The organism is Streptomyces silaceus (assembly GCF_001419745.1).
In the GTDB taxonomy this organism is placed as follows: Bacteria; Actinomycetota; Actinomycetes; order Streptomycetales; family Streptomycetaceae; genus Streptomyces; species Streptomyces silaceus.
The window spans coordinates 1-21833 of the sequence record NZ_LIRJ01000002.1 but is presented as its reverse complement, the minus strand read 5'-3'; the positions used below and the strand labels follow the sequence as shown (position 1 = coordinate 21833).

Sequence of the window (21833 nt, the reverse complement as noted above, 5' to 3'; positions counted from 1 at the left end):
CTCGACGGCAGGCCGCGCGCACGGACGTCACCGTGCACGCCCTGCTCGACGAGGCCACCGCCGCCGCCCCCGACGCGGCCGCCGTCAGCGACGGCACCGGCCGGTGGACCTACCGCGAACTGGCCGCCCACAGCCACGCCGTCGACGCCTGGCTGGAGTCCCGGGGCGTCGGCCACGGCGACCGGGTCCTCGTCCAGGTGCCCAGCACCCGCGAGCTGGTCGCGCTGGTCTACGGCACCGCCCGCCGCGGCGCCGTCCTCGTGCCCGTCAACACCGGCATGAAGGACTTCCACCTGCGCGCGGTCATCGCCAACGCCGAGCCCGTCCTGGTCGTCGCCGACGACGGCGCCGTGGACCGGATCGCCGCCCTGAGCGAGGCGGCGCCGGTTCTCCCGCTGGGCGAGGTGTGGCGGGACATCGAGGCGCTGCGCGAGAAGGAGGCCCGCTCCGGCGGCGCCCGGGTCACCCCCGACGACATCGCCGTCCTCGTCTACACCTCCGGCTCCACCGCGGCCCCCAAGGCGGTCGTGTGCCCGCACGGACGAATGGTCTTCGCCTCCGAGGCGATCGACCTCGAACTCGGCTACCGCCCCGACGACGTGGTGTTCTGCCGGTTCCCCATCTCCTGGGACTACGGCCTCTACAAGGTCCTGATGACCGCCATCGGGCGCAGCGAACTCGTCCTCGCCGACGGCGAGTCCGACCTCGTGCTGCTGCGGCGCATCCGCGAGACCGGCGCCACCGTCGTGCCCATCGTGCCGTCGCTCGCCACCATGATCTGCGCGCTCGCCGAGCGCGAACCGCGGCAGGAGTCGCGGGTGCGGATGTTCACCAACACCGGCGCCGCCCTGCCGAAGACCACCGCCGACGGGCTGCGCACCGCGTTCCCCGGCTCCGAGGTCGTCATCCAGTTCGGGCAGACCGAGTGCAAGCGCATCTCCGTGCTGCCGCCGCGGTACCAGGACGCCAAGCCCACCTCGGTCGGCCGCCCGCTGCCCGGCACCCGCGCCTTCGCCGTCGACGACGAGGGCCGCGAACTGGAGCCGGGACAGACCGGCGAGATCGTCGTCGAGGGCCCGCACGTCATGCCCGGCTACTGGCGTGCCCCCGAGCAGACGGCCCGCGCCTTCCGCCCCGCCCCGGACGGCGGACTGCGGCTGCACACCGGTGACTTCGGCCACACCGACGAGGACGGCTTCCTCTACTACGAGGGCCGCCGCGACGACATGTTCAAGCACAAGGGCGTGCGCATGAGCACCACCGAGATCGAGGCCGCCGCCACCGACGTCCCCGGCATCCGGGCCGCCGCCGCCCTCGCGCCCGCCGACGACCGCCCCCTCGCCGTCTTCGTCGAGGGCGAGATCGACCCGCACGTCCTGCTGCGCGAACTCTCCCTGCGCCTGGAGCCCGCCAAGGTGCCCGCGGTCGCCCGCGTCGTCGACGAGCTGCCGCTGACCCTGCACGGCAAGCACGACCGCAAGGAGCTCGCCCGCCTCCTGGAAGGAACCCCGCTGTGACCGGCACCGCCGAGCTCGCCAAGCGCTTCGGAACCCCCGCGTACGTGTACGACCTCGACCGGGTCGCGGCCGCGCGGAGCGACCTGTTCGCCGCGCTGCCCGAGGAGGTCGAGCTGTTCTACGCCGCCAAGGCCAACCCGCACCCGGAGATCCTGCGCGAGATGCGCGCCGGCGACGGGCGGAAGTGCCGGGCGGAGATCAGCTCCACCGGAGAACTCGCCGCCGTGCTCCAGGCGGGCTTCGCCGGCGCCGACATCCTCTACACCGGCCCCGGCAAGACCGAGGAGGAGCTGACCGAGGCGCTCGCCGAGGGCGTACGGCTGTTCTCCGTCGAGTCGCTCGGCGACCTGCGGCGCGTCGGCGAGATCGCCGTACGGCTCGGCGTCACCGCCGACTGCCTGCTGCGGGTCAACAACGCCACCGGCGCCGCCGCCACCAGCATCCGGATGACCGGCGTGCCCTCGCAGTTCGGCTTCGACAGCGAGACCCTGCCCGCGCTCGCCGCCGAACTGCGCGACGTGCCCGGCACCGCCGTCGCGGGCCTGCACTTCTTCCCGCTCAGCAACGCCAAGGACGAGGCGAGCCTGATCGCCGAGTTCCGGCACACCATCGCCACCGCGGCCGAACTCCAGACGCTGCTGGGCGTGCCGTTCCGCTTCGTCGACATCGGCGGCGGGTTCGCCGCGCCCTACGCGGTGCGGGGCGAGCGGCCGGTCTACGGCACGCTGCGCGAGGCGCTGTCGGACGCGCTCGACGAGCACTTCCCCGGCTGGCGCGAGGGCGGGCCCCGCATCGCCTGCGAGTCCGGCCGCTACCTCGTCGCCGACAGCGGCACGCTGCTCGCCGGCATCGTCAACGTCAAGGAGAGCCGCGGCCGGCGCTTCCTCATCCTGGACGCCGGGATCAACACCTTCGGCGGCATGTCCGGGCTCGGCCGCATCCTGCCGGTCTCCGTCGAGCCCGACGAGTCGCGCGCGGACACGGGCGCCGTGCCCGCCACCCTCGTCGGCCCGCTGTGCACCCCCGGCGACCTGCTCGGTCGTGACGTCGCCCTGCCCGACCTCGCACCGGGCGACGTCCTGACCGTCCCGAACGCCGGCTCCTACGGACCCACCGCCAGCCTCCTGATGTTCCTCGGCAGACCCGCGCCCGCGGAAGTCGTGGTGCGCGGCGAGGAACTGGTGTCGGTGTCCCGCATCGAACACCTCCGCACCTACGAGCACGGACAGGCCCTGTGATGACTCTGCCCACCGCCCCCTTCGGCTCCGCACGCGACGGCTCCGACGACGCCCCCGTCATCGTCGCCGGCGGCATCTCCGACTCCCACACCTGGAACCTGGTCTTCCTGCAGCTCCTCCTGGAGGAGCACGGCCACCGCGTCGTCAACCTCGGCCCCTGCGTGCCCGAGGAGCTGCTGATCTCCGAGGCCCTCGCGCACCGGCCCGCCCTCGTCGTGGTCAGCAGCGTCAACGGCCACGGCTACCAGGACGGCATGCGCACCATCACCCGGCTGCGCGAGCGCGCCGAACTCGCCGACGTGCCCGCCGTGATCGGCGGCAAGCTCGGCATCGCGGGCGCCCGCAGCGCCGACGACCTGGCCGCCCTGCGCGCCGCCGGCTACGACGAGGTGTTCGACGACAGCGCCGAGGGCGTCGCGGCCTTCCTGCGGATGCTCGACGGACTGCCGCAGCGGGCCCTGGTGTGACCGGAGACGGGTTCGGCGGATTCGTCCGCCGGGCTCACGACGCCGGGCACCTGGTGGTCCAGCCCCGGATGGGCATGAGCGAGCCGGCCCGCATGCGCGCGGGCCTGCTCGCCACCCGCGACGCCGCCGCCACGACGGTGGGCACCCTCACCCTCGACAGCTACACCCGCGTCGGGGACCTGGAGTCGGCCGAACTGGCCCTCCTGGAAGGGGTGTCGCTCAACGGCTACCCCATCGTCAGCCACGACAGGGCCACCACCCACCAGGTGCTCGACGGCATCCGGGGGCCCGGCTTCCCGGTGCAGGTCCGGCACGGCTCGGCCGCCCCGCAGGACATCTTCCGCGCCCTGATGACGGTCGGCCTCGACGCGTCCGAGGGCGGTCCCGTCTCGTACTGCCTGCCCTACGGCCGCGTACCGCTGCGCGAGTCGGTCGCCAACTGGGCCGAGTCCTGCGCGCTCCTGGCCGCACTGCGGGAGACCGGCGCCGAACCGCACCTGGAGACCTTCGGCGGCTGCGTGCTCGGCCAGCTCTGTCCGCCGAGCCTGCTGGTGGCCGTCAGCGCCCTGGAGGCGCTGTTCTTCTACCGGCACGGCATCCGCAGCATTTCGGCCAGTTACGCGCAGCAGACCCATGCGCGACAGGACGCGGAAGCCGTGGCCGCATTGCGCAGTCTGCTCGGTGAACTCCTGCCGGACGCGGAATGGCATGTGGTCGTCTACGCCTACATGGGGCTGTATCCCGAGACCCCGCAAGGTGCCTACCGGCTGCTCGGCCAAGCCGCCGAACTCGCCGTCGCGAGCGGCTCGGAACGGCTCATCGTGAAAACCGTCGCCGAATCCCGGCGCATTCCGACCGTCCAGGAAAACGTGGACGCCCTCGAATACGCGGCCGCGGTGGCCGCACGCACCGAGCGCGCCCCGCTGCCCGGCACCGCGTCCCAGACGTACGCGGAGGCGTCCGCACTGGTCAACGCGGTCCTGGAGATGGACGACGACCTCGGCAAGGCGCTGCTTTCGGCCTTCGCCCTGGGATATCTCGACGTTCCCTACTGCCTGCATCCGGACAACGCGGGACTCAGCAGGAGTTACATCGACGAGGACGGCAGGCTGCGCTGGGCCGACATCGGGAGGATGCCGCTGGCCGGTATCGCCGACGCCCGGTCCTCGCACGCCATCACGTCCGGGGAACTGATCGCGTCACTGTCCTACATTCGCCGTTCGTTCGACCCGGAAACCACACCCGGAGCGGTGTCCGGCTAAAGGGAAAAGGGCCTAGGGGTCCGTAAGGGTGGGGCCTTTTCGGGGCCGTCACTACGGTGAGGAAAAAGGCGTCGGTGGAAAGTGGAGATGCGTGCATGAACGGGTCCGGTTCCGACTCAGAGCTGGCACGGCGGCTGGCCGCCACAGCACCGTCCCAGCACCGCAGGTTCGTCACCGGCCTGGTGCGCGCCGTCGTCGTCGAGACGATCGAGGCGGCCCGTCCTGACACCGCCGGCACGGTGGACACCACCCTGCCGTTCACCGACCTGGGCCTCGACTCGCTCGCCGCGGTCGACCTGCACCGGCGCCTGACCGAACGGACCGGCCTCGACCTGCCCGTCACCGTCGCCTACAACTGCCCCACGGTCGACGCCATGGCCGAACTGCTGCTCGCCGAGGCCCTCGGGACCACGGACGACGAGAGCGCCGCGCCACCGCCCGAGGGCCCCGCCGACGAGCCGGTCGCCGTCGTCGGGATCGGCTGCCGCTTCCCGGGCGGCGTCGGCTCGCCCGCCGACCTGTGGCGGCTTCTGTCCGAGGGCGGTGAGGTGCTCACCGGCTTCCCCGACGACCGCGGCTGGGACCTCGGCTCGCTGTTCGACGAGGACCCGGAGGTGGCGGGCAGCGCCTATGTCCGCTCCGGCGGCTTCCTCGACACCGCGACCGAGTTCGACGCCGACTTCTTCGGGATCAGCCCGCGCGAGGCGCTGGCCATGGACCCCCAGCAGCGCCTCGTCCTGGAGACCTCCTGGCAGGCCCTGGAGGACGCCGGGATCGACCCGGCCGCGCTGCGCGGCACCGCGGCCGGCATGTTCTTCGGCGCCGAGATCCAGGAGTACGGGCCGCGCCTGCACGAGGCGCCCGACGGGCTCGACGCCCACCTCCTGACCGGCAACGCCTCCAGCGTCATCTCCGGCCGCGTCGCCTACGTCCTGGGCGCCGAGGGCCCCGCGGTCACCGTCGACACCGCGTGCTCCGCGTCGCTGGTCGCCGTGCACCTGGCCTGCCGCTCGCTGCGCCAGGGCGAGTCGTCGCTCGCGCTCGCGGGCGGCGTCGCCGTGCTGGGCGGACCCGGTGTGTTCACCGCCTTCAGCCGCCAGCGGGGCCTGGCCCCCGACGGCCGCTGCAAGGCGTTCTCCGCGGACGCCGACGGCACCGGCTTCGCCGAGGGCGTCGGCGTCCTGGTCCTCGAACGGCTTTCCGACGCCCGGCGCAACGGCCACCGGGTCCTCGCCGTCGTCCGCGGCTCCGCCATCAACCAGGACGGCGCCAGCAACGGCCTCACCGCGCCCAGCGGCTCCGCACAGCAGCGCCTGATCCGCCGGGCGCTGGCCGACGCCGGGCTGACCGCCGCCGACGTCGACGTGGTCGACGGACACGGCACCGGCACCCGGCTCGGCGACCCCATCGAGGCGACCGCGCTGCTCGCCACGTACGGCCAGGGCCGCGCGCCCGACGCGCCGCTGCTGCTCGGCTCGGTCAAGTCCAACCTGGGCCACACCCAGGCCGCCGCGGGCGTCGCCGGCGTGATCAAGATGATCCTCGCCATGGAGCACGGACAGGTGCCGAGGACCCTGCACGTGGACGCGCCGAGCCCGCACGTGGACTGGGCGTCCGGCGCCGTCGAGCTCGTCACCGAGACCAGGCCGTGGCCCGAGACGGGCGCGCCGCGCCGCGCGGGCGTGTCGTCGTTCGGCGTCAGCGGCACGAACGCGCACGTCCTGCTGGAACTGCCGTCGCCCGAAGGGGAGACGGAGAGCGGCGAAGCGGCGGACCGCTCCGCGCCCGCGCTGCTCGCCTTCCCCCTCTCCGCACGCGGCCCCGCCGCCCTGCGCGCCCGGGCCGCCGACCTGCTGCCCCTGGTGGACGCGGCCGAGCCCCTCGACCTCGCGTACTCCCTGGCCACCACGCGCGCGGCGCTCGCCGACCGGGCCGTCCTCGTCGCCGGTGACCGCGAGGAGCTGCGCGAGGCGCTCACCGCCCTGGCCTCCGGCGCCTCCTCCGGAGCGACCGCGGGGGAGGGCACGCTCGGCTTCCTCTTCACCGGCCAGGGCAGCCAGCGCACCGCCATGGGGCGCGAACTGGCCGTCACCGAGCCGGTGTTCGCCGACGCGCTCGACACCGTCTGCGGCTATCTGGACCTGCACCTCGAACTCCCGCTGTACGAGGTCCTGTTCGCCGGGCCCGGCACGGACGAGGCCGAGCTGCTGCACCGCACCGAGTACGCGCAGCCCGCCCTGTTCGCCCTCGAAGTGGCCCTCTACCGCCTCCTGGAGAGCTGGGGCCTGACCCCCGACCACCTCGCGGGGCACTCCATCGGCGAGATAGCCGCCGCGCACGTCGCCGGGATCCTCACCCTGGAGGACGCCGCGATCCTCGTCACCGCGCGCGGCCGCCTCATGCAGCAGCTGCCCGAGGGCGGCGCCATGGTCTCCGTGCGCGCCGCCGAGGACGAGGTGGCGCCGCTGCTCACCGCGCGCACCGGCATCGCCGCCGTCAACGGACCCGCCTCCGTGGTCGTCTCCGGCGACGAGGGCGACGTGCTGCGCATCGCCGACGAGCTCGCCGCGCGCGGCCACGACACCAAGCGCCTGCGCGTCAGCCACGCCTTCCACTCGCCGCTCATGGAGCCGATGCTGGCCGAGTTCCGCCGCATCGCCCACGTCCTCGACTACGCCGAGCCCACCCTGCCGGTGGTCTCCACCGTCACCGGCGCGCTCGTCACCACCGAGATGAGCGACCCCGAGTACTGGGTCGAGCACGTGCGCGCACAGGTCCGCTTCCGCGACGCCGTGCGCCATCTCGCCGACGCCGGAGTCCGTACGTTCCTGGAGATCGGCCCCGACGCCGTGCTCTCCGCGATGGCCGCCGACTGCACGGACACCCCCGGCACGTCCTTCCTGCCGGTGCTGCGCCGCGACCGGTCCGAGGTCCACGAGGCGCTCTCCGCGCTCGCCGGCGCCCACACCCGCGGTGTCCCGGTCGACTGGGAGCGCCACTTCCAGGGGCGCGGGGCCCGGCACGTACCGCTGCCGACCTACCCCTTCCAGCGCCGCAGGTTCTGGCTCGCGCAGGGCGCCGCCACCGACGCCGCGGACCTCGGGCAACTCCCCGCCGGACACCCGCTGCTGGGTGCCGTCGTCGCGGTCGGCGCCGAGGGCGTCGTCCTCACCGGACGCGTCTCGACCCGCACCCACCCGTGGCTCGCCGACCACGTCATCTCCGGCCGCGTCCTGTTCCCCGGCACCGCCTTCGTCGAACTCGCCCTGCGCGCGGGGGACCACGTCGGCGCCGGCACCCTGGAGGAACTGACCCTCGGCGCGCCCCTGGTGCTCGGCGCCGACGGCGGCGCGGCCGTCCAGGTCGCCGTCGCGGAGCCCGACGCCACGGGCCGCCGTGCCGTCACGGTGCACTCCCGCCCCGACGGCGACGACGCCGCCCCCTGGACCCGCCACGCCACCGGCACCCTCGCCGCCGCCGCCGCCCCCGCGCCCGACCTCACCGTCTGGCCGCCCCGGGACGCCGAGCCGCTCGACGTCACCGGCGTCTACACCGGCCTCGCCGACCAGGGCTACGGCTACGGCCCCGCCTTCCAGGGGCTGCGCGCCGCCTGGCGGCACGGCGACGACGTGTACGCCGAAGTGGCCCTGCCCGAACCGGCGTCAGCCGACGCCACCGGGTTCGGCCTGCACCCCGCGCTCCTGGACGCCGCGCTGCACGCCGCCGACCTCGACGCGGAGCCGGGCGGCGACGTGCTGCTGCCCTTCGCCTGGACCGGCGTCACCCTGCACGCCACCGGCGCCGCGGCCGTCCGCGTGAAGATCTCCCGGACCGGCGCCACCACCATCGCCCTGCACCTCGCCGACGCCACCGGAGCCCCGGTCGCCGACATCGGCGGCCTCACCTCCCTGCCCATACCGGACAACGACGTCCTGTACGCCGTGAGCTGGCCGCCCGTCCCGCGCCCGGCCACCACGGCGCCGCTGCGGATCGCCGTCCTCGACGGCGGCCCCGACACCCTGCCCGAGGGCGCGGCCCCGGACGTCGCCGTGCACCGCGTGCCCGCCCTCCCCGGCGCCTCGGCAGCCGAGGCGCGCGCGGCCACCTCACAGGTGCTCGCCCTGCTGCGGGAATGGCAGCGCGACGAACGGGCCGCCGCCGTGCGCCTCGCCGTCGTCACCTCGCCCGACAGCCCCGGCCACGCCGCCGTGCGCGGCCTGGTCCGCGCCGCGCAGGCCGAGAACCCCGGCCGCTACGTCCTGGTGACCCACGACGCGCTCCCCGGCGACGCCGAACTGCGCACCGTACTCGCCACCGGCGAACCCGAAGTGGCGCTCATCGAAGGTCAGTTGACCGCGCCCCGGCTGACCGCGCTGCCCGCCGCGCCGGCCCCCGCCGCCACCGACTGGGGCACCGTCCTCGTCACCGGCGGCACCGGCGGCCTGGGCGGCCTCCTCGCCCGTCACCTCGTGCGCGAGCACGGCGTACGCCGCCTGCTCCTCGTGAGCCGCGGCGGCCACGCCCCCGAACTCGCCGCGGAACTCACCGGCCTCGGCGCCGAGGTGACCGTCGCCGCCTGCGACGTCGGCGACCGCGAGGCGCTGGCCGGGCTCCTCGCCGAGCACCCCGTCGACTCCGTCGTCCACACGGCGGGCACCGTGCGCGACGGCATCGTCGACGGCCTCACCGACGCCATGGTCGACGAGGTGTTCCACGCCAAGGCCGACGGCGCCTGGCACCTGCACGAGCTGACCCGCGACCGGGACCTGCGCCACTTCGTGCTGTTCTCCTCGCTCGCCGCCGTCCTGGACGGCGCGGGCCAGGGCAACTACGCCGCCGCCAACGCCTATCTGGACGCCCTCGCCGAACACCGCGTCTCCCTCGGCCTGCCCGCCACCGCCCTCGCCTGGGGCCTGTGGGCCACCGACACCGGCATGGGCGCCGCCCTCGACGACGCCACCCTCGACCGCATCGCCGGCTACGGCCTGCCCGGTCTCACCGCCGCCCGCTCCCTGGAACTGTTCGACGCGGCCGTACGCTCCGGCGCGCCCCGTGTCGTCCCCGTCGAGATCGACGCCGCCGCCGTGCGCCGCCGCCCCGACGGCATACCGCCGCTGCTCGGCGCCGTCGTCCGGCCCGTCGCCCGGCGTGCCGCCGCCCCGGCCGCCGCGGGCGATGGCGCGGGCGGGGCGCTCGCCGCGCTCCCCGCCGCCGAACGCGGCCGCGCGCTCGTGGAGTTGGTGCGCACCGAAGTGGCCGCCGTGCTGCGGCACGACGGGGCGTCCGCCATCGACCCGACGCGCGCGTTCACCGAGCTCGGCTTCGACTCGCTGGCCGCCGTCGAACTGCGCAACCGGCTGGGCACCGCCACCGGACTCCAGCTGCCCGCCACCCTCGTCTTCGACTACCCGACCTCCCAGGCCCTCGCCGACCACATCCGCGCCACCCTCTTCGGCGCCGAGCGGCAGCCGGCCGCCGTCACCGCCGCGCCCCGCGCCGCGGCCGACGACGACCCGATCGCGATCGTCGGCATGAGCTGCCGCTACCCCGGCGGCGTCGGCTCGCCCGAGGACCTGTGGCGCCTGGTCGCCGACGGCGTCGACGGCGTCTCCGACTTCCCCGCCGACCGCGGCTGGGACACCGAGGCGCTCTACGACCCGGAGCCGGGCACGCCGGGGCGTACGTACACCCGCGAGGGCGCCTTCCTCTACGACGCGGCGCAGTTCGACGCCGACTTCTTCGGGATCAGCCCGCGCGAGGCCGTCGCCATGGACCCCCAGCAGCGCCTGCTCCTGGAGGTGTCCTGGGAGGCCCTGGAGCGCGCCGCCATCGACCCGGCTGCCCTGCGCGGCTCCCGCACCGGCGTCTTCGCCGGAGTGATGTACCACGACTACGGCACCTGGCTGACCGAGGTGCCCGAGGACGTCGCCGCCTACCTCGGCAACGGCAGCCTCGGCAGCGTCGTCTCCGGGCGCGTCGCCTACGCCCTCGGCCTGGAGGGGCCCGCCGTCACCGTCGACACCGCCTGCTCCTCCTCGCTGGTCACCCTCCACCTGGCGGCGCAGGCGCTGCGGCAGGGCGAGTGCGAACTCGCGCTGGTCGGCGGCGTCACCGTGATGTCCACGCCCGACACCTTCGTGGACTTCGCCCGGCAGCGCGGCCTGGCCGCCGACGGCCGATGCAAGTCGTTCGCCGACGCGGCCGACGGCACCGGCTGGGGCGAGGGCGTCGGCATGCTCGTCGTCGAACGGCTCTCCGACGCCCGCCGCAACGGCCACCACGTGCTCGCCCTGGTGCGCGGCTCCGCCGTCAACTCCGACGGCGCCTCCAACGGCCTGACCGCGCCCAACGGCCCCTCCCAGCAGCGCGTCATCCGCGCCGCGCTGGCCGGAGCCGGGCTGACCACCGCCGACGTCGACGCCGTCGAGGCGCACGGCACCGGCACCACCCTCGGCGACCCCATCGAGGCCCAGGCGCTGCTCGCCACCTACGGCCAGGACCGGCCCGAGGACCGCCCGCTGTGGCTCGGCTCCATCAAGTCCAACATCGGCCACACGCAGGCCGCCGCGGGTGTCGCGGGCATCATCAAGATGGTCATGGCGATGCGGCACGCCACCCTGCCGCGCACCCTGCACGTCGACGCGCCCTCCGGCCAGGTCGACTGGACGGCCGGCGCGGTGGAACTGCTCACCGCCTCCCGCCCGTGGCAGGAACTGGACCGGCCCCGCCGCGCGGGCGTCTCCTCGTTCGGCATCAGCGGCACCAACGCCCACGTCATCATCGAGGAGTTCACCGCACCCGAGGCGGCCGAGCCCGACCCCGCCACCGCCCCGCCCGTGCTCGCGCTGCCGCTCTCCGCCCGTGCGCCCGAGGCGCTGCCCGGCCAGGCCGCCCGGCTCCGGGAGCTGTCCGGCACCGCGCCCGCCGACCTCGGCCGCGCGCTCGCCACGACGCGCGGCACCCACCCGCACCGCGCCGTCGTCGTCGCCGCGGACGCCGACGAGGCCGCGGCGGGCCTCGACGCGCTGGCCCACGGCGGCACGGCGCCCGGCCTGCTCGTCACCGGCTCCGTCACCGAAGGCGGTCTGGCCTTCCTGTTCTCCGGGCAGGGCGCCCAGCGGCCCGGCATGGGACGGGAGTGGTACGACGCGTTCCCGGTGTACGCCGAGCACTTCGACGCGGTGGCCGCGCTCTTCGCCGAGCACCTGCCGCGCCCGCTGGCCGAGGTCGTCTTCGGCGACGACGCGCGGACGCTGGAGCAGACCGCGTACACCCAGGCCGCCCTGTTCACCACGCAGGTCGCGCTCTACCGGCTCCTGGAGTCCCTGGGCCTGCGGCCCGACCGGCTCGCGGGCCACTCGATCGGCGAGTTCGCCGCCGCGCACGTCGCCGGCGTGTGGTCGCTGGCGGACGCCGTCACCGCCGTCGCCGCGCGCGGCCGACTCATGCAGGCGCTGCCCGAGGGCGGCGCGATGATCTCCGTGCAGGCGACGGAGGACGAGGTGGCGCCGCTGCTCGACGCGCGCGCCGCCGTCGCCGCCGTCAACGGCCCCCGCTCCGTCGTCGTCTCCGGCGACGAGGACGCCGTCACCGCGCTCGCCGAACGCTTCACCACCACGCGGCGCCTGCGCGTCTCCCACGCCTTCCACTCGCCCCGCATGGAACCGATGCTGGACGAGTTCCGGCAGATCATGGCCGGACTCACCGCCGCCGAACCGGACATCCCGATCGTCTCCACCCTCACCGGCGCCCCCGCGGAGCCCGGCCGACTGACCACCGCCGACTACTGGGTACGGCACGTGCGCGAGCCCGTGCGCTTCGCCGACGCGGTCGGCGCCCTCGCCGGCCTCGGCATCGACACCTTCCTGGAGCTCGGCCCGGCGGCCGTCCTCAGCGCCATGGGCCCGGACTGCGTCGACGACACCGCCGCCCCCGACGGCATCGCCTTCGTGCCCACCGCCCGCAAGGACACCCCCCAGGTGCCCGGACTGCTCGCCGCCGTGGCCGCCGTCCACACCCGGGGAGCCGACGTCGACTGGGCCGCTCTGTACGAGGGGTACGCGGGCCGCCGCGTCGAACTGCCGACGTATGCCTTCCACCACCGCCACTTCTGGCTGGACGTGCCCGCCGCCAAGGGGGACGCCACCGGCCATGGACTCACGCCCGTGGACCACCCCCTGGTCAGCGCGCGCGTCGAACTCGCGGGCGGCGACGGCGTCCTGCTCACCGGCCGGATCTCCACCGCCACCCACCCGGTCCTCGCCGAACACGCCGTGCTCGGCACGGTGCTCCTGCCGGGCACCGCGCTCGTCGACCTCGCCCTGCACGCCGGCGGCCTGGTCGGGCTGCCCGTCCTGGACGAACTGACGCTCCAGGCACCGCTCGTGCTGCCCGCGGACACCGCCGTACACCTCCAGGTCGCCGCACGCCCCGACGGCACCGTCGAGATCCACTCGCGCCCCGCCGGCGCGCCCGCCGACGAGGAGTGGACGCGCCACGCCACCGGCAACCTGGCCGACACCGCCGAACACGCCCCGGATCCGCTGGGCACCTGGCCCCCGCCCGGCGCCGCCCCCGTCGACGTCACCGGCCTCTACCCGCGCATGCACACCGAGGGCTATGACTACGGCCCCGTCTTCCGCGGCGTGCGGGCCGCCTGGCGGCGCGGTGACACCGTGTACGCCGAGCTCGAACTGCCCGCCGACGCACGGCAGGACGCCGCCCGCCACGGCCTGCACCCCGCGCTCCTGGACTCGGCCCTGCACGTCACGACGCTCCTCGACGGAGACGGAGACGGAGACGGAGACGGAGACGGAGACGGCGACGGCGACGGAGCCGAGGACGGGACCGAAGGCGTGGCCCTGCCCTTCGCCTGGACCGGCGTCACCCTGCACGCCCAGGGATCCCTCACCGCCCGCGTCCGCGTCACCCCCGGCGCCGACGGCACCCGCATCGACCTCGCCGACGCCGAGGGCGAACCCCTCGCCACCGTCGGGTCGTTCGTGAGCCGCACCGTCACCCCCGGCGGACTCGCCCGGCAGCAGCGCTCGCTGTACGCCGTCGAGGCCGTACCGCTGCCCGAGTCCGCCGCGCGGCCCGACCGCCGCACCTGGGCGGTCCTCGGCGACGACGACCTCGGCCTCGGCTGCCCCGCGTACGCCGACCTCGCCGCGCTCGGCGACACCGTGCCCGACGTGGTCGTCCTGCCGGTGCGGGCCCCGAAGGCCGACGGCGACGGGGTGCCGGGCGCCGTCCGCACCGCCCTGCACGCCGTCCTGGAGCCGGTCCAGCGCTGGCTGGCCGACGAACGCCACGCCGACGCGGTGCTCCTGGTCCTCACCGGCGACACCCTCGCCGACGCCCCCGTACGCGGCCTCGTGCGCGCCGCGCAGGCCGAGGACCCGGGCCGGATCGTGCTCGCCGCCCCGGAGGGCGCGCTGCCCGACCGCGCCGCGCTGGCCGCCGCCCTCGACGCGGGGGAGCCCGAGGTGGTCTGGCGCGACGGCCGGGCGTGCGCGCCCCGGCTGGCCAGGGCCGAGGCCACGGGCGAGCCCGGCGCCGCCGACTGGGGCACCGTCCTGATCACCGGCGGCACCGGCGGACTCGGCGCCCTCGTGGCCCGCCACCTCGCCGGCCGGCACGGCGTCACCCGCCTCGTCCTCGCCGGCCGCCGCGGCCCCGACGCGCCCGGCGCCGACTCCCTGCGCGACGAACTGGCCGCGCTCGGCGCCCACGCCGACCTCGTCGCCTGCGACGCCGGTGACCGGGACGCCCTCGCCGCACTCCTCGACCGGCACCCCGTCGACAGCGTGGTGCACACCGCGGGCGTCCTCGCCGACGCCACCGTCGGCGCGCTCACCGCCGAGGGGATCGAGACCGTGCTGCGCCCCAAGGCGGACGCCGCCTGGCACCTGCACGAGCTGACCCGCGACCGGGACCTGCGGCACTTCGTGCTGTTCTCCTCGGCCGCCGGCACCCTCGACGGCTCCGGGCAGGGCAACTACGCCGCCGCGAACGTCTTCCTCGACGCGCTCGCCGTCCACCGCGCCTCCCTCGGCCTGCCCGCCACCTCGCTCGCCTGGGGGCTGTGGGCCGGCGCGGGCGGCATGGGCGGCCGGCTCGACGAGGCGGACCTGCGGCGCATCGAGCGCTCCGGCATCGGCGCGCTCGACCCCGACGAGGGCCTCGACCTGTTCGACGCCGCCGTCGCCACCGGCCTGCCCGCCCTCGTCCCCGTGGGCCTGGACACGGCCGTGCTGCGCCGCCGCGGCGACGACGTGCCCGCCGTGCTGCGCGCCCTCGCCGGGATCACCGCCCGCGCCGCGCACACCGACCGCGCGCGGACCCTCGCCGAGCGGCTGGCCGAGCTGCCCGCCGCCGACCACGAGCACACCGCGCTCGACCTGGTCCGCACCGAGGTCGCCGCCGTCCTCGGGCACGCCGGGGCCGCCGCCGTCGAACCGCGGCGCGCCTTCACGGAACTGGGCTTCGACTCCCTCGCCGCCGTGGAGCTGCGCAACCGGCTCAGCGCCGCCGTCGGACTGCGGCTCCCCTCGACCCTCATCTTCGACTACGCCACCCCCGTGGCACTCGCCGGACACCTGCTCGACCGGGTCCGGCCCGCCGCCCCCGAGGCCCCCGCGGCCGGGGCGGCCGACGACGCCGAGGTGCGCGACCTGCTCGCCGCCATCCCCGTCGCCCGCATCCGGGAGGCCGGGCTCCTCGACAGCCTCCTGAAGCTGTCCGAGCCGGCCGCCCCGACGGGCCCGGCGACACCGCGCGAGGCCGACAGCGCCGCGGACATCAAGTCCATGGACGTCGCCGACCTCGTGCGCGCGGCGCTCGACAACAGCACCGCCCCGTGACCCCGCGCCGCGACACCCCGGCGCCGCCGAGCAATCAGGGAGCGACACCGACCGTGGATACATCCGTCGAGCAGATCGTCGAGGCGCTGCGCGAGTCGTTGATCGAGAACGAACGGCTGCGCCGGCGGAACGCCGAGATCACCGAGGCGGCCCAGGAACCCGTCGCCATCGTCGCGATGGCCTGCCGCTACCCGGGCGGCGTCAGCACGCCCGAGCAGCTGTGGGACCTCGTCGACCAGGGCGTCGACGCCGTCGGGGACTTCCCCGGCGACCGCGACTGGGACGGCGACGCGTTGTACGACCCCGACCCCGACGCGCCGGGCAAGACCCATGTGCGCGAGGGCGGATTCCTCTACGACGCGCCGCGGTTCGACCCCGGCTTCTTCGGCATCAGCCCGCGCGAGGCCATCGCCATGGACCCCCAGCAGCGCCTCCTCCTGGAGACGTCCTGGGAGGCGTTCGAGCGGGCCGGCATCGACCCGCACAGCCTGCGCGGCAGCCGCACCGGCATCTACGCGGGCGTGATGTACCACGACTACGGCAGCTGGCTCACCGAGGTACCCGAAGGCGTCGAGGGCTACCTCGGCAACGGCAACCTCGGCAGCGTCGCCTCCGGCCGCGTCTCCTACACCCTCGGCCTGGAGGGGCCCGCCGTCACCGTCGACACCGCCTGCTCATCCTCGCTGGTCGCCCTGCACCTGGCCGTGCAGGCGCTGCGCACCGGAGAGTGCACGCTCGCCCTCGCGGGCGGCGTCACCGTGATGTCGACGCCCGACACCTTCGTCGACTTCTCCCGCCAGCGCGGCCTGGCCCTCGACGGGCGCTGCAAGTCCTTCGCCGAGGGCGCCGACGGCACCGGCTGGGGCGAGGGCGTCGGCATGCTCCTCCTGGAGCGCCTCTCCGACGCCCGCCGCCACGGCCACCGCGTCCTCGGCCTGGTCCGCGGCACCGCCACCAACCAGGACGGCGCCTCCAACGGTCTGACCGCGCCCAACGGCCCCTCCCAGCAGCGCGTCATCCGCGCCGCGCTGGCCAACGCCCGCCTGGACGCCGCCCAGGTGCACGCCGTGGAGGCGCACGGCACCGGCACGCCGCTCGGCGACCCCATCGAGGCGCAGGCCCTCCTGAACACCTACGGCCAGGGCCGCGCCGAACCGCTCTGGCTCGGCTCGATCAAGTCCAACATCGGCCACACGCAGGCCGCCGCGGGCGTCGCCGGCGTCATCAAGATGGTCATGGCGATGCGCCACGGCAGGCTCCCCAAGACCCTGCACGCCGACCGGCCCACCTCCCAGGTCGACTGGGAGTCCGGCGCCGTGGAGCTGCTCGGCGAGGCCCGCGACTGGCCCGCCGCCGAAGAGCCGCGCCGCGCCGCCGTGTCGTCGTTCGGGATCAGCGGCACCAACGCCCACGTCATCGTGGAGGCCGCCCCCGAGCCCGAACCCCGCGACGCCGCGCCGGACTTCGCCGCGCCGCTGCCCCTGGTGCTCTCCGGCAAGGGCGAGCGGGGCCTGGCCGCCCGCGCCCGCCAGCTGCTCGACCACGTCACCGCCACCACCGACCCCGTCCCCGACGTCGCCTACGCGCTCGCCACCACCACGGCCACCCTCGACGAGCGGGCCGTCGTCACCGGCGCCGACCTGCCCGCCCTCACCGCGGGCCTCACGGCCCTCGCCGAGGGCGCCGCCGCGCCGAACGTGGTGCGCGGCGCGCGGGCGGGGGAGTCCCGCATCGCGTTCGTCTTCCCCGGCCAGGGCTCCCAGTGGGCCGGCATGGCCGCCGAACTCCTCGACACCACACCGGTGTTCGCCGCCGCCATGGCCGACTGCGCCGCCGCCCTCGCCCCCTTCACCGACTGGGACCTCCTGGAGACGGTCCGCGCCCGCGAGCCGCTGGAGCGCGTGGACGTCGTGCAGCCCGTCCTGTGGGCGATCATGGTGTCGCTCGCCGAGGTGTGGCGCTCCCACGGCGTGCGGCCCGCCGCCGTCATCGGGCACTCCCAGGGCGAGATCGCCGCCGCCTGCGTCGCGGGCGCACTGTCCCTGGCCGACGGCGCCCGCGTGGTCGCCCTGCGCAGCCGCGCCATCGCCGAGGACCTGTCGGGCCGCCGCGGCGGCATGATGTCCGTGGCGCTGCCCGAGGCCCGGGTGCGCGAGCTGATCGCCGCGTACGAGAACCGTGTCTCGGTGGCCGCCGTCAACGGCACCGCCTCGGTCGTCCTGTCCGGCGACGCCGACGCCCTGGACGAGCTGCGCGACGCGATCGTGGCCGACGGCCACCGCGCCAAGCGCCTGCCCGTCGACTACGCCTCGCACGGCGCGCACGTCGAGTCGATCCGCGAACGCCTCCTCGCCGACCTCGCGGGCATCGAGGCGCGCACCGCCGAGGTGCCGTTCTACTCCACCGTCACCGGCGGCGCGTACGACACCGCGGGCCTGGACGCCACGTACTGGTACACCAACCTGCGCCAGAGCGTCCTCTTCGCGCCCACCACCCGCACCCTCCTGGACGCCGGCTACGGCGTGTTCGTCGAGTGCAGCCCGCACCCCGTGCTCCTGCACAGCATCGAGGAGACCGCCGACGCCGCGGGCGCCGACGTCACCGGCCTCGGCTCGCTGCGCCGCGACGACGGCGGCCCCGAGCGCGTCCTCGCCTCCCTGGGCGAGGCGTTCGTGGCGGGCCTGCCGGTCGACTGGTCGCCGGTGTTCGCCGAACTCCCGGTCCGGGTCGCCGAGTTGCCGACCTACCCCTTCCAGCGGGAGCGCTACTGGCTCGGCCGCTCCCCGGCCACCGGCGACGTCACCGCCGCCGGGCTCTCCGCCACCGGCCACCCGCTGCTCGGCGCGGCCGTCGCGGTCGCCGACGGCGGCACGCTGTTCACCGGCCGCCTGAGCGCCGCCACCGCGCCGTGGGTCGCCGACCACGCGGTGGGCGACGCCGTGCTGCTGCCCGGCACCGCCTTCGTGGAGCTCGCGCTCGGCGCGGGACACGACCTGGGCTGCGGGCACGTCGCCGAACTCACCCTGCGGGCACCGCTGGTGCTGCCCGAACGCGCCGCCGTCCGCCTCCAGTTGCACGTCGCGGCGGCCGACGACAGCGGGCACCGCGCGCTCACCCTCCACTCCCAGGCCGAGGATGCGGCCGACGGCGCCTGGACCCTGCACGCCGAGGGCCTCCTCGCCCCGCAGACCGCGCCGCCCGGCTTCGACCTCGCCGCCTGGCCGCCCGCCGGCGCCACCGCCCTGCCCGTCGACGACGCCTACGAACGCCTCGCCGCCCTCGGCTACGCGTACGGCCCCGCCTTCCAGGGCCTGCGGGCCGCCTGGCGCCGCGGCGACGAGACGTTCGCCGAGGTCGAACTGCCCGCGGACGCCGACACGTTCGCGCTGCACCCCGCGCTCTTCGACGCCGCCCTGCACGCCGACGGCCTCACCTCGGCCGACCAGGACGGGGCCCGGCTGCCCTTCGTCTGGAACGGCGTCTCGCTGTACGCCGCCGGGGCCACCGCCCTTCGCGTACGGCTGACCGGCGGCGACACCCTGACCCTGCACCTCGCCGACCCGACCGGCGCGCCCGTCGCCGCCGTCGAGGGGCTCGTCTCCCGGCCCGTCGACCCGGCCGCCCTCACGGCACCCGTCCGCGCCGACGACCTGTACCGCCTGGACTGGGCCGCGCTGCCCGTCCCGGAGCGGCCCGGCGTCGACTTCGCCGTCCTGGACGAGCGGGGCGTCTCCGGCCTGGAGACCGTGCCCGACTGGGTGGTGCTGCCCGTCGCCGGGACCACCGATCCCCTCGGCGACACCCGGGACGCCGCCGGCCGCGTGCTCGACGCGCTGCGCGCCTGGCTCGCCGACGACCGCACGGCCTCCGCCCGCCTCCTGGTGCTCACCGACGGCGCCATTGCCGTGGACGACGAGGGCGTACGCGACCTGGCGGGCGCCGCCGTCTGGGGCCTGGTGCGCGCCGCGCAGGCCGAGAACCCCGACCGGTTCGTCCTCGTCGACACCGCCACGGGCACCGACGCGGACACCGACACGGTCGCGTCGGCCGTCGCCGTCGCCGCGGCCACCGCCGAGCCCCAACTCGCACTGCGCGCCGCCACCGTGCACGTCCCGCGCCTGGCCCGCGCCGCCACCCCGCACGACGCCGCACCCGCCTTCGACCCCGAAGGAACCGTGCTCCTCACCGGCGGCACCGGCGTGCTCGGCCGCCTCGTCGCCCGCCACCTGGCCACCGCACACGGCGTACGCCACCTCGTCCTGGCCAGCCGCGGCGGCACCGTCGACGACGACTTCGCCGACCTCGACGCGGACGTCACCGTCGTCCGCTGCGACGCCGCCGACCGCGACGGCCTCGCCGCGCTCATCGACGGCCTGTCCCGCCCGCTGACCGGCGTCGTCCACCTGGCGGGCGTCCTCGACGACGGCCTCGTCACCGGCCTCACCGCCGACCGCCTCGACGCCGTGCTGCGGCCCAAGGCCGACGCGGCCTGGCACCTGCACGAGCTCACCAAGGACCTCGGCCTCACGGCGTTCGTGCTGTTCTCCTCGGCCGCCGGCACCCTCGACGGCGCGGGCCAGTCCGGCTATGCCGCCGCCAACGCCTTCCTCGACGGCCTCGCCGCGCACCGCGCCGCCCTCGGTCTGCCCGCCCTCTCCCTGGCCTGGGGCTTCTGGGAGCAGCGCACCGGCCTGACCGCCCACCTCGACGACGCCGACGTGGCCCGCATGGCCCGCTCCGGCGTCCGCCCGATCCCCACCGACGAGGGCCTCGCGCTGCTCGACGCCGCACTCGGCGCCGACGAGCCGCTCCTGCTGCCCGTCGGCCTGGACCTGGCCGTACTCCGCCGCGCCGCCGACGTACCGCACCTGCTGCGCGCCCTGGTGCCCGCGCCCGCCCGCAGGACGGCGGCCACGGCCACCGGATCCACCTCCTTCGCCGACCGCCTCGCCGCCCTCGCCCCCGCCGAACGCGACGCGGCCCTCATGGAGCTGGTGCGCACCCACGTCGCCGCCGTGCTCGGCCACGGCGCCGACATGGTCCTCGACCCGCGCCGCGCCTTCCGCGAGGCCGGCTTCGACTCGCTGACCGCCGTGGAGCTGCGCAACCGCCTCGGCAACGCGGTCGACCTGCGCCTGCCCGCCACCCTCGTCTTCGACTACCCCGACGCCAACGCGCTGGTCGGTCACCTGAAGCGTGAGCTCGTCGGCCCGGACGCGCCCGACGCGCCCGTCGTCGACGCCCCCGTCGCGGGCCAGGACGAGCCGGTCGCCATCGTCGCCATGTCCTGCCGCTACCCCGGCGGCGTCACCTCGCCCGAGGAGCTGTGGACCCTCCTCGCCGAGGGCCGCGACGGCATCGACGCCTTCCCCGCCGACCGCGGCTGGGACCTGGCGGCCCTCTACGACCCGGAGCCGGGCAAGGCCGGCCACACGTACACCCGCGAGGGCGGATTCCTCTACGACGCCGCCGAGTTCGACGGCGACTTCTTCGGGATCGGCCCGCGCGAGGCGCTCGCCATGGACCCGCAGCAGCGGCTGCTCCTGGAGGCGTCCTGGGAGGCGCTGGAGCGCGCCGGGATCGACCCGCACGCCGTACGCGGCAGCCGCACCGGTGTGTTCACCGGCGTGATGTACCACGACTACGGCAGCCGCCTGCGCAACGCGCCCGAGGCCGTACGCGACTACCTCGGCAACGGCAGCCTCGGCAGCGTCGCCTCCGGCCGCGTCGCCTACACGCTGGGCCTTGAGGGCCCGACGCTCACCGTCGACACCGCCTGCTCCTCCTCGCTGGTGGCGCTGCACCTGGCGGCGCAGGCGCTGCGGCAGGGGGAGTGCACGCTGGCCCTGGCGGGCGGTGTCTCCGTGATGTCGACCGTCGACACGTTCGTGGACTTCAGCAGGCAGCGCAATCTCGCCGCCGACGGCCGCGCCAAGTCCTTCGCCGACGGCGCCGACGGCACGGCCCTGTCCGAGGGCGTGGGCGTCCTGGTCGTGGAGCGGTTGTCGGACGCGCGGCGCAACGGGCACGAGGTGCTCGCGGTGGTGCGGGGCACCGCCGTGAACCAGGACGGTGCGTCGAACGGTCTGACGGCGCCGAACGGTCCGTCGCAGGAGCGGGTGATCGAGCAGGCGCTCTCCGCGGCCCGTCTCTCCGCGGCCGATGTGGATGTGGTGGAGGCGCACGGTACGGGGACGACGCTGGGTGACCCGATCGAGGCGCAGGCGCTGTTGAACACGTATGGGCAGGAGCGGTCGGAGGATTCTCCGCTGTGGCTCGGTTCGATCAAGTCGAACATCGGGCACACGCAGGCCGCCGCCGGTGTGGCGGGTGTGATCAAGATGGTGATGGCGATGCGTGAGGGTGTCCTGCCGCGCACGCTGCACGTGGACGAGCCCTCCACCAAGGTCGACTGGTCGGCCGGTGCCGTACGGCTGTTGACCGAGGAGCGCGACTGGCCCGAGGCGGACCGCCCCCGCCGCGC

Annotated in this window: 6 protein-coding genes; all 6 read left to right on the top strand. The window is 75.6% G+C overall.

The window, feature by feature from the left end; translation table 11 throughout:
* Positions 1-32 precede the first annotated feature (32 nt).
* Positions 33-1517, top strand: a complete 1485-nt coding sequence (locus AOK22_RS00225; protein WP_055696450.1) for an AMP-binding protein — start codon at positions 33-35, stop codon at positions 1515-1517.
* Positions 1514-2755 (top strand): type III PLP-dependent enzyme domain-containing protein, encoded by a 1242-nt coding sequence (locus tag AOK22_RS00220; protein WP_055696449.1) that lies wholly within the window; start codon positions 1514-1516, stop codon positions 2753-2755. The genes AOK22_RS00225 and AOK22_RS00220 overlap by 4 nt, the downstream gene beginning before the upstream one ends.
* Complete coding sequence (locus AOK22_RS00215) at positions 2755-3222, top strand: cobalamin B12-binding domain-containing protein (protein ID WP_055696448.1); 468 nt, start codon at positions 2755-2757, stop codon at positions 3220-3222. The genes AOK22_RS00220 and AOK22_RS00215 overlap by 1 nt, the downstream gene beginning before the upstream one ends.
* The gene (locus tag AOK22_RS00210; protein WP_055696447.1) at positions 3219-4484 is read left to right on the top strand and encodes a methylaspartate mutase; all 1266 of its coding nucleotides are present in this window, start codon (positions 3219-3221) and stop codon (positions 4482-4484) included. The genes AOK22_RS00215 and AOK22_RS00210 overlap by 4 nt, the downstream gene beginning before the upstream one ends.
* Positions 4485-4579: 95 nt before the next feature.
* The gene (locus tag AOK22_RS00205; RefSeq protein ID WP_055696446.1) at positions 4580-15349 is read left to right on the top strand and encodes a type I polyketide synthase; all 10770 of its coding nucleotides are present in this window, start codon (positions 4580-4582) and stop codon (positions 15347-15349) included.
* Positions 15350-15402: 53 nt separating this feature from the next.
* Positions 15403-21833, top strand: a 6431-nt coding sequence (locus AOK22_RS00200) for a type I polyketide synthase (RefSeq protein WP_157872122.1), incomplete at its 3' end; no start/stop codon positions are given.

What these genes read in the sequence shown, in the direction of transcription:
- AOK22_RS00215 (WP_055696448.1), top strand. Translation starts at nt 2,755, where the DNA reads ATGACTCTGCCCACCGCCCCCTTCGGCTCCGCACGCGACGGCTCCGAC.
- AOK22_RS00205 (WP_055696446.1), top strand. Translation starts at nt 4,580, where the DNA reads ATGAACGGGTCCGGTTCCGACTCAGAGCTGGCACGGCGGCTGGCCGCC.